Raw genomic sequence first — 17,214 nt, 5'->3', positions numbered from 1 at the left:
TCGCCGTCCGAAAGGGCGGAGATGCGGGCCTTGGCGCGCCGCAGGTTGAAGAACAGCTTCTTCTGCACCGCGCTGGTGCCGAGCTTCACGAGCGACCAGGATCGCAGGATGTATTCCTGGATCGCGGCCCGGATCCACCAGATGGCGTAGGTGGCCAGCCGGAAGCCCTTGTCGGGATCGAACTTCTTCACCGCATGCATGAGGCCGAGATTGCCCTCGGAAATCACTTCCCCCATGGGCAGGCCGTAGCCGCGGTAGCTCAGGGCGATCTTGGCCGAGAGTCGCAGATGGCTGGTGACGAGGCGGTGCGCCGCCTCCGGATCCTCGTGTTCACGCCACCGCTTGGCCAGCATGTACTCTTCGTCTTTGCCGAGCAGCGGGTACTTCCGGATCTCGGTTAGGTATCGGCGCAGCCCGCCTTCGGCAGAAGGCAAGGTCAACGCAACGGACACGGTCTTTCACTCCATCAGTAAGCCATGGACTGTGCACTTTATTGCTCGCACGTGGCATCGCGCTTAACTGCCTACGCGCAGATTGGTTGCGCGGTTTAGGAAGATTTTCCGCTGCGGCGCCGCTAGGTATTGTTCAAGGGATTTCAAGGCGTTGAGGGTCCGCTCGCGCCGCTTTTTTGGGCCGGAGTTGCGGCGGCGTCGCGCGCTTTCGGAGGTCGCTGATGCGGGCGATGTCTCCGTCCTGCCGCTCCAGGGCGCGCGACAGCCATGACTCCATCTTTCGGCCTACGGGATGAGGTCGGATGCCGCGCGACAGGCTGTCCGCCCGTGGAACTGCCACCTCGTTAGCCGCTTTCGATCAGCGCATGTGCGCAGCCGAGCTGCGCCGTCGGCGACAATCAGGAGGTCCAGACATGACGATCCTCAACCGAGAGTCTCTGGAACGCGTGCTTGGTCCGCTCGACGAGGCGGCGGCGGCCGAGATCGCAGGACTCGGCGCCAGCGAAGAGGAGCTGCTGGAGGCCAGGTCCTGGCTGGCGAACGAGGAGGCGATGCGCGCCGCGGGCAAGCCGCTGCCGACCGGACGGGTCGCGCAGATCCTGGAATGGCTCGAGCCCTCCGAGGACGACCTCGGCGGCTAGGTTTCCCCTCGCGCCCGGCGCGCCTGTTCTCGCGGCCGCAGTCCACGCTTCTTCATGTCGTAGCGCTCCGGGCCGGTTCCCTGCTCAAGCTTGTTCCCTGTCAGGATCGGCGCCGCGCGGGCAGCAGGCCGAGGCAGGCGCGCAGGCTGACCGCATCGGCGCAGTAGGCGAGGGGGCTCTGGCCGCCGAGAGCCGGATGGGCGCTCTTCAAGAAGACCTCAGCCCGGGCCTCATCGAACACCCTGGCGGCGGCGCGCCGCAAGTCGTCCCTGGCGCTCGCCTGAGCGTCTTCGCGCGCCTGCTGTTCGCGCCTCTCGGTCTCGATGCGCTGGAGGGCCCGAAGAACCTTCTCGAGCCCTTCGCCGCTGGTCCTGGCCGCGTCGGCCGGACTGACCCCGCTGTTTCGCCCGGGTCGGCGAAGCCATTCAGCCGCCGCCTCGACTCCAAGGAGACCCTCTGCGCGCGCCACGGCGACGGCCAGCCGGTTCTGTGCGGCGGCCTCCTTCTCCTGACGTTTCCGTTCGGCGGCGGCTTCGTCCTTGGCCCGTTCGCGTTCCTTGGCTCGGGTCAACTCGCCCGCAAGCGGGAGGCCCACCAGGCTTTCGGTCCAGCTCCAGCCCGCCTGCATCGATTCCAAGCGATCGAGGCGCGCCTCGAAGGTCCACCAGGCCTGATCGTCCGCCTCGATCAGCTCTTCGACGCTTGTTCCGAGATCGGGCAGAGGCGCGTGCATCCATAGGGCCAGATCGAACCCTGTTCTTTCCAGTTCCGGGACCTTCTCGACGATGGCCGAGACCCGGTCCATCGCGCGGCTGCGCCGGGCGGCGATCACTTCTCGACGTCGCTTCAGCTTCGCGAGGTCCTGCGCTTCGCGGTGCGACACTTGATAGCCATAGCCGTCGTCAATCAGGGCACCGGCCTCAGCAAGCCAGGCCAGGTAGCGGCCGACCGTCACGGAGGGCGGTATGAAGCTGGGGTCTACTTCCCGCAGCGCCTCGACCAGCCCGCGGCCGAGGCGCTTGCCGAAAGCGGGCGCAACGCAGTCCTTGATGCGCTCCAGGACATCGTAGGCGTCGAAGCTCTGCCGGGACCACACAGGGCCGGAGCCGAAACCCATGATGCACCGAGCGAAGACAGCCGCCTGCCAGCTCGTGGGGTCCACGGTGAAGCCGTCCTGAGAAGGCGGGCTCCACAACAGGAACGCCCCACGGCCGAGACTTCTCACCTTTCCGCCCTCATCGCCGCGATGTCCCCCAGGCGATCGGCGGGCTTTCCGGGCGTCGGCGATCATCCGCGCGGCCTGCCGGCGCAGGGCGGCCGCAGCGTCGGCCTTTTCCCTGGCGACCCTCGCCCTCAGCTTCTGTGCCGTCGCGTCGACGAATGGATTGTACAGCCATGCACGAGGCGCCGTGCGAAGCAGCGCTGCTGCGACGCGTTTGGGATCCTGGCAGGTGCGGAGCCCGCTCAGGTCAACCTCCATCGCCGACACGCCGCCCGCCCTGATCTTGTCGACCTTGGCGTCGTCGCAGCGATGGGTGACGTAGACCTCGACGAGCAGTTCGCGCGCGCCCGCGCGGACGATCACGTCCGGCACGATGTCTCCGAACCGCTTCTCGAGCCGCACTTCGTCGAACTTGAACATGCTGGCTGGACGAGCGACTTCATGACGCCCCTCCTCTTCGGCTTCGATCGCCGGCAGGAGGATTTGCCGGGTCCGTTCCAGAACCTCCTTCGCCCAGATGTGAGCGTTGGTCTCCACCGCCTTTCCGCAGCCGGCGCCAGAGCCGTAGTGGGCGAAGTGATGGGCAGTCCGTTTGCCCTTGCGCGCCACCAGGCGCCGTTCGCACGCCGGACAGACGCAGGCGCATGCGAGACCCGAGCGAACAGCCGAGACATGGACGAGGGCGCCGTCCGCTTCGCGGCCGTAGATGAGCTCAAGGCCCGACGCGCCGAATGGCGTGTGGTCCGCCTCGCCGAAGACGCTTCGCCTCGCCATGGCTCAGTCGCCGGAGGTGCCGGGGACGGCGTGTAGTCTGAAGAGCTTGTCGAAGAAGTCGCGGATGCGGTGTTCGGCGCCGCTTCCCACCAGTTCGTTCGCGCCGAACCGATAGACCTCGTAGCCGGCGAGCCTCAGCTCGCGATCCGCGGAGACCATCTCGGCGTAGGCCGCCAGGGACGGCTGGCCATCTCGGGAGAAATGGTGGGAGCCGTCGACCTCGAGGACCACGCGTTGGCGCCGCGGCAGCAAAAGGAGAAAGTCCATGCGCTGCCGGGGAAGCGGCAGCCGGCGGCTGAGGGTCTTCACCACAGCGGGATCGTAGTGGAGGTAGACTTGCGGGATGAGCGCCGGAAGCGCGGCGCCGAGCGTCGGTCGGAAGTGCTTGAAGTATGTGGCGAAGAGCTTGCGCTCGGCGTCGGAGGCCAACGACTGCTGTAGGCGGGCGCCCAGGCGGGCCGCGGGGTCTTCCGTTCCGCCCTCAGGATGGCGCGCCCACCAGTCCACCAACTGCGACCAGAGCAGGCCGTCGGCGCCGATCGGGCGGTCGTAGACCAGACAGCTGTCCGCGCCGGATAGGATGACGATGTCGTTGTTGATCGCGTCCGCGAAGCCGATCTCGGGTTTGGGGCCGCGGGAGGCGAAGATCAGATTCTTGGGCCGGCCCCGCACGCCCCGGGCGACCGGCTGAAGGCGGAATATCGGATAGCCGGACTCCTCCCCACAGGGCGCCAGTTCATAGCCGTCCCGCGCCAGGACCTGGTTGACCGCAGCGACCTTCGTGGCTTGCGCCTCACCGCGGCGCGCGAGGGGATGGACCGCCGCTTCGATCAGGGCCGCGAACCGGGCGCGGGAGCACTGGAGGGCGCCGATCTTCAAGAACAGGTCCTCGACGCTCCAATCGCCGGGATTGCGCACCATGTGGCGCTCGATCTGATCGCGAAGGCTTTTGCCCGATGGGCCGAATAGGCTTTCGATTGGCGACTGCAGCTCGAAGAGCCGCTCCACCATCTCCAGCAGCGGCCGTTCGCCTGCGAGATCGTCTTCGAACACGCGCGCGACGTCGCGCCTGGTGATCTCGGTGATCGGGGGATCATCGGACTCCAGCTCGAGGAGCGCCGCCTCGTCCAGGCCGAGATCCCCCAGCGCCTCGGCCATCTGCTTGCCGATCCTGGCCAGCTCTCTGGCGGAGAGCCCGTCGAGAGCAAGCTTTATGCGGTCCGCCTTCGACAGGCCCTCTCCTTCGGGGACGAAGAAGCCGGCCATACGCTGGGGGCGTTCGCTCAGCTCCCGGTGCGTCATTCCGTGGAGCCGGTTGAAGATCAGCCTGTACAGGGTCTCGGTCACGGGCGTCGATCGTGAGTTCAACAACGGATCGGCGATCACTTCGAAGCGCGATCTCGAGCGGGAGTATTGGCGGAGTCCGCCTCCGCAGCCAGGGGCGATGGAGCGCGGAACGCGGTTCGAGGACTCTGCGTTCGGGCGGCATGCTGGACCATGGCGGCTTCGTTGGTTCAGACCTGGAGAGGGCGCGTCGCTTCTACTCGGCGATCGCCGGACCGCTCGGCCTGCAAATCCTCGACGGCGGCCCTGAGGCCTTCATCCTGTGCCACGGCGCAGAGGCGATGATCCCCTTCTTCTGGATCGGAACGACCCGGCCGACTTTCTGGGGGGAGAGCGCCAAGGCAGGGCAAAGTCCAATCCACGTCGCCTTCGCGGCGCCGAGCCGCAACGCTGTGGACGCCTTCCACCAGGCTGCACTCGCCGCTGGCGGCCGCGACAACGGCGAGCCCGGGCCTCGGCCCGGGCCGGGCGACTACTACGCCGCGTTCGTATTGGATCCTGATGGCAACAATATCGAAGCCTGCCACCGCGGACCGGCTCCAGCAGAATGAATGCTCCGTGGGATAAGCACGAGGCGATCCCCGGCGGCTCTTCTTCAACGGTTCGACAGAGCCGCTTGTCACTGAGGCCGGGGACCGGATAACTGGCGGCTGGGGGAGCGGCCAAGCCAACCAACCTGATCGGGCGAGGGCGCATGTTCAGTGAGTTTCCGGACGACTCCGGCAGTTTACGTCCCACCCGACAGGCAATCGGCCCCCGACCGTCATATCTCGCCCCGCGCTCTTCGGCGCCCTCGATGCTGACTAGAGCCGCGCGCTGAAAGACGCCGTCGTAATGAACCAGACCAGCGCAGCCGATTTCGGCGCAACCTTCTGGCGGACGGGCGCGAGAACAGCCGAGGCCGCCACAAACCTGACGGCCGGCGACCTCGATGGGCAGACATTCCGCCTGCTCGCCGACAACCTGCCGACCCTGTGCTGGGTCGCCAACGGCGACGGCTACATCGTCTGGTACAATCGGCGCTGGCACGAATACTGTGGGACGACCCCCGCCGAAATGGAGGGTTGGGGCTGGCAGTCGGTCCACGATCCCGCCGTGCTCCCCGAAGTGCTTGAGGCTTGGCAGCGCTCCATCGCCAGCGGCGAGCCGTTCGAAATGGTGTTTCCGCTGCGCGGCGCCGACGGGGTGTTCCGGCCGTTCCTCACGCGCGTCTGCCCCTTGCAGGACGACGCCGGCCGCGTGATCCGCTGGTTTGGCGTGAACACCGAAATTTCTCGCCAGATGCAGGCTGAAGCCGCATTCCGCGAGAGCGAGGCGCGCTTCCGCAACATGGCCGACCACGCGCCGGTCATGATGTGGGTGACGGACGCTGACGGCGCGTGCGTCTACCTGAACCGCAGCTGGTACGAGTTCACCGGTCAAACGGAAGCCGAAGCCTTGGGTCTTGGCTGGCTGAAGGCCGTCCACCCGGATGACGAGGCGGAGTCCGGCCGCATCTTTCTCGAAGCGAACGCCCGCCGGGAGCCCTTCCGGTTGGAGTATCGCCTGCGACGGGCCGACGGGTCCTACCGCCTGGCGATCGACGCGGCGGCGCCGAGGTTCGACTCCGACGGCGCGTTCCTAGGCTACATCGGCTCGGTGATCGACATCGAGGACCGTCGGGAACACGAGCAGGCGCTGCGGGAAACCGAGGAGCGGCTGCGCCTCGCTACCGAGGCCGCCGAGGTCGGGTTCTGGGACGTCGATGTCGTCAACGACGTGCTGATCTGGCCCCCGATCGTGAAGGCGATGTTCGGGATCTCGCCCGACGCGCCCGTCTCCATGCAGGACTTCTACGAAGGCCTGCATCCCGACGACCGGGAATCCACGGCCGCGGCCTTCGCCGCCGCCTGTGATCCCCTGGAGCGGGCGCTGTACGACGTAGAGTACAGAACGGTCGGCCGAGAGGACGGCCAGGTCCGTTGGGTGGCCGCCAAGGGCCGCGGAATCTTCGACGCGCAGGGCCGCTGCGTCCGGGTGATCGGCGCCGCCATCGACATCACGGCGCGGAAAAAGGCCGACGCGGAGCTGCGCGAGCTCAACGAGAACCTGGAACGCCGCGTCGCCGAGGAGGTGGCTGAGCGCGAGCAGGTCTCCGAGGCGCTGCGCCAGGCGCAGAAGATGGAGACGGTGGGCCAGCTCACCGGCGGCATCGGCCATGACTTCAACAACATGCTGGCCGTGGTCATGGGCTCGCTGGACCTATTGAAGCGCCGCCTCCCGCCAACGGACGCGCGCGCCGTCCGCTACCTGGACGCCGCCGTGGAGGGCGCCCAGCGGGCCGCGACATTGACCCAGCGGCTGCTGGCGTTCTCCCGCCAGCAGCCGCTTCGCCCGGAGCCGCTCGACACCAACAAGCTGGTCGGCGGCATGTCCGAGTTCCTGCATCATTCGCTGGGCGGCTCGGTGCGCCTGGAGACGGTGCTGGCGGCGGGCGTCTGGCGGATCGAGGCCGACCGCAACCAGCTCGAAAGCGCCATCCTGAACCTTGCGGTCAATGCACGCGACGCCATGCCGGAGCGCGGCCGGCTCACCATTGAGACCCAGAACTGTCACCTCGACGAGCGGTACGTCGCCCAGCACATCGGCGTGCCCCCCGGCCAGTACGTCATGATCGCGGTCACCGACACGGGTGTCGGGATGAGCGCGGAGACCGCGGCGAAGGCCTTCGATCCGTTCTTCACCACCAAGTCCGTGGGGAAGGGCACCGGCCTGGGCCTCAGCCAGGTGTACGGCTTCGTCAAGCAGTCCGGCGGCCACGTGAAGATCTATTCCGAAGTGGGGCAGGGGACGACGGTCAAGATCTACCTGCCCCGCTCGATGGCGAGCGGGACGGAAGTCGAGAGCGGACCGCCGGACACGGCGGCGCTGCAGGGCGACGAACGCGAGCTGATCCTGGTCGTGGAGGACGAGCCAGCCGTCCGCCAGTTCAGCGTCGACGCCCTGATCGAGCTCGGCTACCGGGTCCTTTCGGCCGACGGCGCCGAACAAGCTCTGCGGCTGATCGATTCGAACCCCGAGATCACCCTGCTGTTCACCGACGTGGTGATGCCCGAGGTCAACGGCCGCAAGCTCGCCGACGAAGCGCTGCGCCGGCGCCCTGAGCTGAAGGTGCTGTTCACGACCGGCTACACGCGCAACGCGGTCGTGCACAATGGCGTGCTCGATCCCGGCGTCGAGCTGATCGGCAAACCCTTCACGGTGGACCAGCTCGCGGCGAAGGTGCGCGCGATCCTGGACGCCTAGGCCCGGCTGCCCTCTCCCGACCCTCTGTCGCTGAGGTGCGCCAGCGAAGCTCGATCGCCCGCGCCGCGAGCCAGCAGGCGAGCGCCCATGCAGCGCCCAGGCTCCAGCCGGCCAGCACGTCGCTTGGCCAATGCACCCCAAGATAAACCCGCGTCAGCCCGATCAGCAGGGCGGCGGTGATCGCCGCGGCCACGACATAGACCTTCACCCGCGTTCGCTGCGCGAAGTGGGCGGAGAGGACGCCGATGGTCAGGAACACCACGGCCGAGAGCATCGCGTGGCCCGAGGGGAAGCTGGGGTTCATCACCTCGACGGCGCGGAGCGCGGCCTCGGGCCGTTCGCGATCGAACAGCGCCTTCAGCCCATTGCTCAGGGCGGTCCCGCCCGCGGCCGCGACCACGAGCAGGAAGGCTTCGCGGCGGCGGCTCAGCATCGTGAACAGACCGGCGACGAAGGCGACCACCAGCACGAGGACCGAGGTGGAGCCCAGCGCCGTTATGTCCGCGGCCGTCATCTCGAGCCACTTTGGGCCGAGTGGGTCATTGCCGTCCCCGGTCCGCAAGGCGACGACGATCTGGCGATCGACCGTCTCAGTCTCGCCCTCGACCACCTCATCGACGATCTCCAGGAACACCAGAGCGCAAAGCGCCACGACGAGAAGGGCGACGACGGCGCCGATCTCCCGCACCATGAGCTCCATGGAGCGCACGAGCCCCTGGCGCACCGCCGAACCTTCGGCTGTCCAGCGCTCGGGCGCGAGGCGCTCCCAGTCTTTTCGGTTTGGTCTGCTCAGTCCCATTCCAGGCGCGGATGTGCTCCAACCTGGTTCTAGATAGGTCGCCATGAGGGGCTGCAAGGGCAGCGGACGTCTTCCGGAACGTGAAGCGCGACCTAAATCCAGTCGATCCAAACGAAGCGCGGCTGCTGTCGCGCTCGCGACGAAGCCAACACACAAGAGATCCAATGCGCCGGTTGCTCATGGTTCTTTCGATGGTGCCCAGCATGTTGGTCGCCGCTGGCGCGACCTCAGTCGCCGACGCTCGCGAAACGCCGCGTGCGGCCACCGCCAGCTCACCTCCCGCCACGGTCGCCGACCTGGTGAGGAAAGTGGATATCCCTTACACCCAGTTCACCCTGGCCAACGGATTGCGCGTCCTCGTGCACGAGGACCGCAAGGCGCCCGTGGTGGCGGTGTCGGTCTGGTACAATGTCGGTTCGAAGGACGAGCCGCCTGGACGAACGGGCTTCGCCCACCTGTTCGAACACCTGATGTTCAACGGCTCGGAGAACGCGCCGGGCGACTACTTCGAGCCCCTTCGTGAGGTCGGAGCCACCGACTTCAACGGGACGACCTGGTTCGACCGCACCAACTATTTCCAGACCGTCCCGCGCCCCGCCCTGGAGCGCGTGCTCTTCCTGGAAAGCGACCGAATGGGCCTCCTTCTGGGGGCGGTCAGCCAGGAGACGCTGACCAACCAGGTCGGCGTGGTGCAGAACGAGAAGCGCCAGGGCGACAACCAACCGTTCGGCCTGGTGGAGTATGCGCAGCTCGCCGCCCTATTTCCCGCAGGCCACCCTTATCGTCATGCCACCATCGGCTCGATGGCCGATCTCGACGCCGCCTCGCTGGACGACGTGAGGTCCTGGTTCCGCGCAAAATACGGCCCGAACAACGCCGTCCTTGTGCTCGCGGGCGACATATCCGCCGCCGAGGCCCGACCGCTTGTGGAGAAGTACTTCGGGCACATTCCCCGCGGGCCAGAGAACCGTCCGGCGATGGCCCCCGTGCCGACGCTCCCCGCGCCCGCCATCGAGGTGATGAAGGACCGAGTGGCCAACACCCGGCTGTACCGCAACTGGGCCGTTCCGGGCCTGCTGGACTCCGAGAGCGCCGCCTTGACAGTCGCCGCCGGCGTCCTTGGCGGCCTGTCGAGCTCTCGCCTCGACAACGAGCTGGTCCGCAAGGACCAGACGGCCGTGCGGGTGTCAGCCGAGAACCAGGCCTTCCACCGGGTCGGAATCTTCGAGGTGCAGGTCGACGTGAAACCGGGCGCCGACGCCGACGCGGTGGCGCGCCGCCTGGACGCCATCATCGCCGACCTGATCGCCAAGGGGCCGACAGCGGATGAGGTCCAGCGGGTCGTCATGACCGAAGTCGCCGGCCGCATCCGCGGCCTCGAACAGGTCGGCGGCTTCGGCGGGAAGGCCACCGCGCTGGCGGAGGGCGCGCTCTACGCCGACGACCCGGAATTCTACCGCAAGCGGCTCCTCGCGCTCGGCCGCGTGACGCCGGCCGACGTCCAGCAGGTGCTGCGCAAGTGGCTCACGCGCCCGGTCTACGCGCTGACCGTCGTCCCCGGCGAACGGGGACCTTACGAAGAGGCGGCCGCGGCGCGGGCGTCTGCGAGCGAGACCGCAACGTCTGGGCAGGCGACCGTCGCGAAGCCCGGAGAGCCCGCCGCCGCCGGGGCGGCCGCGCTTGCGAGAACCGAACGGAAGCCGCCGTCGGTCGGCCAAATCGCTGACCTCGACTTCCCGGAAGTGGAGCGGGCGCGCCTCTCCAACGGCATCGAGGTGGTGTACGCCCGGCGCCAGACGGTGCCGGTGATCCGCCTCGCCGCGGAGTTCAACGCCGGCGTCGCGGCGGACCCGCCGAACGCCGCCGGCGTCCAGTCTCTGATGCTACGCCTGCTGCCCGAGGGCACGACCAGCCGCAGCTCCGTGCAGATCGCCGAGGAACAGGAGCGGCTCGGCGCCCAGATTCAGCCTGCAGCCTCGCGCGACCGCTCGGCCCTGCTCATGACGGCCATGACGCCGAACCTCGGGCCGTCGCTGGACCTGCTGGCGGACATCATCCGCAACCCGGCGTTTGCGCCGGCGGAGGTGGAGCGCTTGCGGGCCCAGCAGCTCGCCCTCATCGCCGAGGAGCTCACCCAGCCGGCCGGCTTGGCGCAGCGAGCGCTTCCGCCGCTGATCTACGGTCCAGAGCACCCCTATGGACATCCGCCCTCCGGGACCGGACGTGAAGCGTCGATCAAGGCGGTGCGCCGTGAGGACCTGGTCCGAGTGCATCAGGCGTGGATCCGGCCGGACACGGCCACGATCTTCGCGGTTGGCGACATCCCGCTCTCGAGCCTGGTCGCCGAGCTGGAGCGCCGCTTCGGGGACTGGCGTCCGCCGGCTGCGCCCAAAGGTGAGAAGCACTTCGCTGTCGAACCTCCCGCGGCTCACGCGCGGATTGTCCTGGTGGACCGGCCGCAGTCGCCGCAGTCCTACATCTACGCCGGCCAAGTGCTTCCCGTCCGCGGCAGCGACGATACGCTCGACCTCAGGGCCGCCAACGAGGTGCTCGGTGGCAATTTCCTGTCGCGCATCAACATGGACCTGAGGGAGACCAAGGGCTGGTCGTACGGCGCCCGGAGCAGCGTCGATCTGCTCGAGGACCGCTCAAGCCTGCTGCTGATCGCGCCCGTCCAGGCCGACAAGACCGGCCCAGCGGTGCAGGCCCTGGTCACCCACGTCCGCGATATGGTGGGCGGCAGGGGGATCACGCCGGTCGAGCTCCAGCAGGTGATCAACGCCAACACGCGTCAGCTCGCCGGTCAGTTCGAGACCTCCGCGGCGGTCCTCGGCGCCCTGCGGAGCAACGCCCTCTACCGCCGCCCCGACGACTACTGGGAGAAGGTCGCGGACCGCTATCGCGGCATGACCGCTCAGAAGCTCGACGCCGCGGCCCGCGCGGCGATCGACCCGGCGCGGATTGTCTGGGTGGTCGTCGGCGATGCTTCCAAGGTCAGAGGACAGCTCGAGGGCCTTGGACTGCCCGTTGAGACCGTACGGCCGGATTAGGCCCAGGTACTCAGCCCAGGCTTCACGGCGGTGACCGCTTGGCCGCTGCCGAGGACTGGGGTTAGTCGACCTTCGCGGCGCGACGGGGCGAGATCGCGAAGGTCGGCTGGTCCGTGTTCGGCCGCTTGAACTCACGCCAGCCGGAGCTCAGGACGCGCGCTGACGATCGGAGGAACAGCGCGGCGATCGCCGCGGCGACCAGGATGTCGGGCCAGGCGGCGTGGGTCACGGAAACAGCAAAGGCCGCCGAGAGCACGCCGACGTTTGCGATGACGTCGTTCCTGGAGCACTCGAAGGTGCTCGACATGTTCACGTCCTCCCGACGATAGCGCCACAGCAGGCCAAGGCAGGCCAGGTTCGCCGCAAGGGCGAGACCCCCGAACAGCAGCATTAGGCCGGACGCCGGGGGCGCGCCGGTAACGATCTTGACGCCGATCTCCACCAGCACGCCTATCCCGAACAAAAGGATGAACCCGCCCTTGGCGAGCGCCGCCCCGGCCTTCCAGCGCGGACCTCGTGCGAGGGCGTAGAGGCTTAGGCCGTACACGAAGGCGTCGCCGAGCATGTCCACCGCGTCGGCCATCAGCGCGGCCGATCCTGCGACCACGCCGGCGCCGAACTCCACGAAGAACATCACCGTATTGATGGCGATCATCACGCGGCGCTGGCCAGCCTCGCGGGCCAGCTGCTCCAGCTCGCATCCCTTCGCGGAACAGCAGTCGTCCATGGTGCGGAGGTAAGGTTGGCGGCCTGCGTTCAGCAACCGTGCGCGTGCCAATACGCGCGCGTTGGCGGTCGTCTTGCCGTGAGGCCGCTCCGCCCTAGCTATGTGTGGACGAACCGCAGTGGTGGAGGCCATCGATGTTGGAGCAGGGAGACGGCGCGGCGCACGCGCATGGCCGATTTCTCTTCCTCACGCAGCTCATGCGCCCTCCTGTCGGCTTCAACCGACCGGAGGACGTGGTGAAGGATCCCGCCCTTAGCCTGGAGGAGAAGCGCGAACTTCTGGCCGCCTGGGCCTCGGACGCCTTCGCCCCTCCCGATCATCCTGGGCTGCGCTGGCTTCCCGGCGCGGAGGATCCTGTGCCGCTCATGGAGATCAACGACGCCCTTCGCCGCCTCGATGAGCCTCGTTCGACGGCGCCTGATCAATAATCGAAGGAGGCCGGCGCCCCGGACGCGTAGAGGGGGGGGCGGCTCGGTATCCCACCGACGGCAACCGCGGCAGCGCTTTGGCCCTCGGCGGCGGAGGGTGAGGAGCGGCTGTGACAGGTTGCCCCGCCCCCTTGAAGTGTTCTCACTGCGTTCCCATCGTTTGACCTGCTGTTCGTGGGACCGGGGACGAGGGATGAGGCAGCTTGAAATCGAGAATCAGCTCCGCGACGTGGTCAGCCGCATTGTCGTCCAGGTAGAGTTGGCGACCGCCCAGGGGCGGACCGACATCAACCTCGCGCTTGAGGATGCGTTCATCCCCATCCTGAAATCGGTCTACAACCTACCGCACCTCGTCAACCTGAACCGGAAGCAAAAGAACTTCCCTGGCATCGACCTTGGAGACGACCACGACCGCGTCGCCTTCCAGGTCACCTCGTCGACTACCCTCGAAAAGGTGAAGTTCACCGTCCGACAGTTCATGGACCGGGCCTACTACAACACCTTCGACGAGCTCTTCATCCTCATGCTCGCCAGGAAGCAGGCCTCGTACAGCCAGGCTTCGGTGAACGAGCTGCTGAGCGGGCGGTTCGCGTTCAACTGTAAGAAGCACATTATCGACCTCACCGACCTGCTCGGGCAGGTGTCTGGGCTGAGGCTCGCCGCGCAGGAACGGGTGCTGGCCGAGTTCAAGCACATCCTGGGCGAAGTTGACGCCTACATCAGCTTCAGCACCGAGAGCGTGGCGGCACCGACGGCGATCACGTCCAACCTTCAAGAGATCCGGCTCCCGCCGGCCGTCCATGTGGCCGAGCTTTCCATCGACGATGAGGCCGTGATCGCGCGGGCTAAGGTGGAGCTCGGTTACAAGGGCAAGGCGCGGGGCCGGAGGTCGATCGCAAAGATGGCCCTGCTGTTGAACGGCGTGGAGACGGACGCGTGGGTCTGCCACGACAATAAGCTCTTCTCGTTCCACGATATCGAGCAGTGCGGCCTGAACAGCGTCGTCGACCCCGGGTCGGTCGAGCGACTCCAGGTCTCAGACCTCGCCGACTCGCCCGAGCCGGACAATGTGAACATCCTCAAGCAACTGCTCGCCGCCGAGACCCGCGAGATGCTCAAGCCGCGCCATGTGCGGCTGCAGACCCAAGAGGGGGTGTTCTACTTTGTGCCCACGGCGGAGGGGCAGCTGGAGCGCAAGGAGACCTGGGTCGGGAAGAAGACGTCGACCCGCCGCGTTTATGAGCTCAAGTACCAGAGGAAGGACCCGTCAAAGGTCTCCCATCACCAGCATCTGTCGTTCGAGCTCTCGTTCACGAAACTGGGGGAGACCTGGTACGCGCAGATCGTGCCGAGCTGGTTCTATTCCTACGACGCCTACCGCAGATCGAACTGGCACGACGATCTCCTGTCCCAGCAGAAGCGCCTGGAGCATAATGAGACCGTCCGCAACATGGTGCGGTTCGTCGCCTACTTCTTGTCCAACACCCGCGGCGACCCGGACAGCGGATTGGCTTTCCTTTCCCTCGTCGAGTTCGACGTCCACGACGCGGACGAAACGGGGGCCGGCGAGGGCGATGCCGGCGCCGCAGACCTTGCGGAAGGCGCAGCGGCATGAAGCTCACCACCCTCACCGAGCCTCTGCTGGAGTTCGGCACCGGCACGCACATCTGCCCGCGGACCGGGATTGAGCATATGGGCGTCTACGACCAGCGCGACGAGTTGCGACGCACGGAGCTGCGCATTGGGGTGGTTGGCCGCGGGGAGGGGATCGACCTTCTTGATGAGTGGCTCGAGCGGTGCCGCGGAGGGATCGAGCGCAAGAAAGAATCGCAGCTGCTGAACCTCTTCCGCGGCTTCGGCGGCATCAATCAGAGCTACGGATTCCTGACCCGGCTCATCAATTCGCCGCAGTACACCCGAACTCTCAAGAAGTCGGAGATCTCGGCGGTCATGAAGCTCACGTCCCGCCCGGACCGGGTGGAGCGGGCCGTCGAGCTCTATTACGAGCAGATCCGCTTCCTGGCCGAGAACAGGTCCGTGGACGTCATCGTCTGCGTGGTGCCGAACGAGATGTTCGACTCCATGACGGCGATGGCCAGCGGCGACGAAGAGAACGAAAGCGAGCTTGAGCACAATTTCAGGCGTATCCTGAAGGCCCGGTGCATGCACCTTGGCACGCCCCTACAGTTGGTGCGCGAGAAGACTATCGTGTTCACCAAGCACGTCGCCGACCAGCAGGACGCCGCGACTAAGGCCTGGAACTTCTGCACCGCGCTCTACTACAAGGGCAACCGGACGATTCCCTGGCGGCTTGTCGAGGACAAGGCGAAGCTTAGGTCGTGCTACATCGGCATAGGGTTCTACAAGAGCCGGGACGGGGAGACGGTGTCGTCAAGCTTGGCGCAGGTCTTCGACGAGTTCGGGCACGGGATCATTCTGCGCGGGACGCCGGTGTCGATCGACAAGAGGAACCGGCACCCGTATCTGAGCGAGGATCAGGCCTACGAGTTGCTGCGCGATGCGCTCGACGAGTACGACCGAGCTCTGGAGCACATGCCGGCTCGGATCGTGATCCACAAGTCGAGTCACTTCCGGGACAGCGAGCGAAAAGGGTTCCTACGCGCCCTCGATGAAAAGGGCATCCGCGCCAAGGATTTCGTCGCGATCACAGACACCGACATTCGGCTGTTCGGCGACAAGGACTATCCGCCGAAGCGCGGCACGCTGCTGACGATCTCCGAGGCCGAGGGCGTGCTCTATACCCGCGGCACGGTTGATTTCTACAAGACCTACCCCGGCATGTATGTGCCCAGCCCGCTCAAGATAACGGTCTACGAGCAGGACTCGTCGCTGGAGAGCCTTTGCGATGAAATCTTGGGGCTGACGAAGATGAACTGGAACAACACCCAGATGGACGGTCGGCTGCCGATCACCCTGGAGTGCGCCCGGAAGATCGGGGACATCATGAAGTACGTCGCCGCGGGCGAAAAGCCTCAGGTCAGCTACAGCTTCTACATGTAACGGCTGCAGGGGGTGCGGCTACGCGGCCGTGCGGTGTGAGCTTTCAGTTCAAGTTTTCTCCTCGAAATTGAGCAAGCGCGCGCTCATACGGGCGCGAGATCATATTATCGCCTAATATATCTTATCGGAAATTGTCGAGCAATATCAGCAACATATGTCAGTGTTCGCATTCGATGCGAGTCGCACCTTCAGATGACGGTTTCGTTCGAATTCGTTGCGACTGACCCCTGTGCTCTGCCGGCGGCGACGGTGCGGCTGATCGTGGCTTCGCTCACCTTGTAGAGCCTGGCCATCTCGGCGGCGGACTTGCGGCCTGACAGCACGTTCTCGACGACGTCGGTCCGCTGTCTAGGCGTGAGTTTCGCGCGGCGGCCGCCGATGCGTCCGGCCGCGCGAGCCTCGGCCAGGCCAGCGCTGGTGCGCTCGCGGATCATGGCGCGTTCGAACTCGGCGAAGCTGCCGACCATCTGCATCATCATCCGGCCGGCGGGCGTCGTGGTGTCGATGCTTTCGGTCAACGACCGGAAGCCGGCGCCGGCGGCCTCCAGCTTTTCCAGGATGTGCAACAGGTCCTTCAGCGAGCGCGATAGCCGATCGAGCTTCCACACCACGACAATGTCGTTGGGCCGCAGATGGTCCAACATCCGATGCAGTTGAGGCCGATCCCAGCGCCCGCCGCTCGCCGCCTCCTCGAACAATCGATCGCAGCCCGCCTCCTTCAACGCCCGTTTCTGCGCGGCCGTGGATTGGTCATCGCCCTTCGAAACCCGGGCGTAACCGATCAGCATTTTCAGCCCTTTCACAAACGCTCGTTTTTGCAAGACCCGCGAGGATCAATGCGGGCCGCGGCGCTCCGCCTTTCACAAACCTCTTTCATAATCGCCCCGAAAGGCAAGGGGTTTGTGCAAGCCGCCCCCGGCCTCGTCCGCCAGCGCCGCGGCCGCCGGGAGAGCGATCGCATCCGGCAGGTGTTGCAGGGCCGCCTCGAGGCGTCGCCGTCCCTCACTGCCGACATGGTCTAGGAGCGTCCGATAAGGGCCCTGGTGATCCGGCGCCGTTCGCCAGGACAGAACCTCGGTGACCTCCCCTTCGAGCCGCGCCGGCCGGCTCAGCAACGTGGCCAGCGCCGACAGGACATTGCGGCGAGACCGCGCGCTCCGGCCATGCAAGGCGTCCAGCCCCTGGATCGGATCGGAGGCGTGCAGGCTGAGGATGAACGGTCCGCCGATGCGCTCGGGCTCGAACAGCCACGCGAAGGGTGTCTGACCGGACTCTTTGTAGAGCACCAGGTCGATCAGGATCTCGCTCGCCTGCAACAGGTGCCGACCCGACCGGACCCGCCAACCGGCCCCGATAGCCAGGCCAGCCAAGGCGCGCGGGCTCTGTTGCAAACATTCGGGACCGCCGAGCGGCACCGCGCCTTTGTTGGGATCAGGCCGCTTTGTTGAAATGCTGATTGAGCATGGCCATG

13 protein-coding genes and 1 pseudogene are annotated in these 17,214 nt (G+C 66.6%); 7 read left to right on the top strand and 7 right to left on the bottom strand.

What is annotated here, in order from left to right; translation table 11 throughout:
• A partial coding sequence (locus A2790_RS21450; protein WP_293396216.1) for a sigma-70 family RNA polymerase sigma factor occupies positions 1-452 on the bottom strand: 452 nt, incomplete at its 3' end.
• A 413-nt stretch (positions 453-865) separates the two neighbouring features.
• On the opposite strand from A2790_RS21450, the gene A2790_RS21445 reads away from it, so the two are divergent.
• Complete coding sequence (locus A2790_RS21445) at positions 866-1,093, top strand: hypothetical protein (RefSeq protein WP_293396213.1); 228 nt, start codon at positions 866-868, stop codon at positions 1,091-1,093.
• A gap of 100 nt (positions 1,094-1,193) precedes the next feature.
• On the opposite strand, the gene A2790_RS21440 is transcribed toward A2790_RS21445, so the two are convergent.
• Positions 1,194-2,924, bottom strand: a complete 1,731-nt coding sequence (locus A2790_RS21440; protein WP_293396210.1) for an antitoxin Xre/MbcA/ParS toxin-binding domain-containing protein — start codon at positions 2,922-2,924, stop codon at positions 1,194-1,196.
• A 168-nt stretch (positions 2,925-3,092) separates the two neighbouring features.
• Positions 3,093-4,436 (bottom strand): hypothetical protein, encoded by a 1,344-nt coding sequence (locus A2790_RS21435; protein WP_293396207.1) that lies wholly within the window; start codon positions 4,434-4,436, stop codon positions 3,093-3,095.
• Between the two features lie 140 nt (positions 4,437-4,576).
• Between A2790_RS21435 and A2790_RS21430 the strand changes: the two genes are divergently transcribed.
• Both A2790_RS21430 and A2790_RS21425 read left to right on the top strand, forming a co-directional pair.
• Positions 4,577-4,984 (top strand): VOC family protein, encoded by a 408-nt coding sequence (locus A2790_RS21430; protein ID WP_293396204.1) that lies wholly within the window; start codon positions 4,577-4,579, stop codon positions 4,982-4,984.
• 283 nt (positions 4,985-5,267) lie between these two features.
• The gene (locus tag A2790_RS21425; RefSeq protein WP_293396201.1) at positions 5,268-7,718 is read left to right on the top strand and encodes a PAS domain S-box protein; all 2,451 of its coding nucleotides are present in this window, start codon (positions 5,268-5,270) and stop codon (positions 7,716-7,718) included.
• On the opposite strand, the gene A2790_RS21420 is transcribed toward A2790_RS21425, so the two are convergent.
• Positions 7,669-8,442: a phosphatase PAP2 family protein gene (locus A2790_RS21420; protein WP_293396198.1), complete on the bottom strand. Its 774-nt coding sequence runs from the start codon at positions 8,440-8,442 to the stop codon at positions 7,669-7,671. The two genes, A2790_RS21425 and A2790_RS21420, sit on opposite strands and share 50 nt — an antisense overlap.
• 278 nt (positions 8,443-8,720) lie before the next feature.
• Between A2790_RS21420 and A2790_RS21415 the strand changes: the two genes are divergently transcribed.
• Positions 8,721-11,567 (top strand): pitrilysin family protein, encoded by a 2,847-nt coding sequence (locus A2790_RS21415; RefSeq protein WP_293396195.1) that lies wholly within the window; start codon positions 8,721-8,723, stop codon positions 11,565-11,567.
• Positions 11,568-11,628: 61 nt separating this feature from the next.
• Here A2790_RS21415 and A2790_RS21410 read toward each other — a convergent pair whose 3' ends face one another.
• Positions 11,629-12,330, bottom strand: a complete 702-nt coding sequence (locus A2790_RS21410) for a cation transporter (protein ID WP_293396192.1) — start codon at positions 12,328-12,330, stop codon at positions 11,629-11,631.
• A gap of 101 nt (positions 12,331-12,431) precedes the next feature.
• Here A2790_RS21410 and A2790_RS21405 point away from each other — a divergent pair, with 101 nt between their 5' ends.
• The 3 genes from A2790_RS21405 (at position 12,432) to A2790_RS21395 (ending at position 15,743) form a co-directional block, all read left to right on the top strand.
• Positions 12,432-12,722, top strand: a complete 291-nt coding sequence (locus A2790_RS21405; RefSeq protein ID WP_293396189.1) for a hypothetical protein — start codon at positions 12,432-12,434, stop codon at positions 12,720-12,722.
• A gap of 193 nt (positions 12,723-12,915) precedes the next feature.
• The gene (locus tag A2790_RS21400) at positions 12,916-14,337 is read left to right on the top strand and encodes an SMEK domain-containing protein (protein WP_293396186.1); all 1,422 of its coding nucleotides are present in this window, start codon (positions 12,916-12,918) and stop codon (positions 14,335-14,337) included.
• Positions 14,334-15,743 (top strand): hypothetical protein, encoded by a 1,410-nt coding sequence (locus A2790_RS21395; protein WP_293396183.1) that lies wholly within the window; start codon positions 14,334-14,336, stop codon positions 15,741-15,743. The genes A2790_RS21400 and A2790_RS21395 overlap by 4 nt, the downstream gene beginning before the upstream one ends.
• 188 nt (positions 15,744-15,931) lie before the next feature.
• Here the strand turns inward: A2790_RS21395 and A2790_RS21390 are convergent, their stop codons facing one another.
• Both A2790_RS21390 and A2790_RS21385 read right to left on the bottom strand, forming a co-directional pair.
• Positions 15,932-16,546 carry a recombinase family protein gene (locus A2790_RS21390; protein WP_293396180.1) on the bottom strand — a complete coding sequence of 205 codons (615 nt, stop codon included), beginning with the start codon at positions 16,544-16,546 and terminating at the stop codon, positions 15,932-15,934.
• Positions 16,547-16,603: 57 nt separating this feature from the next.
• Positions 16,604-17,214, bottom strand: a pseudogene (locus tag A2790_RS21385) (hypothetical protein); the annotation flags it as partial.

Origin of the sequence: Phenylobacterium sp. RIFCSPHIGHO2_01_FULL_69_31 (assembly GCF_001824475.1) — a bacterium.
Taxonomy (GTDB): domain Bacteria; phylum Pseudomonadota; class Alphaproteobacteria; order Caulobacterales; family Caulobacteraceae; genus Phenylobacterium.
The sequence above is the reverse complement of the archived record's forward strand: the minus strand, read 5'-3'. Positions and strand labels throughout refer to the sequence as shown.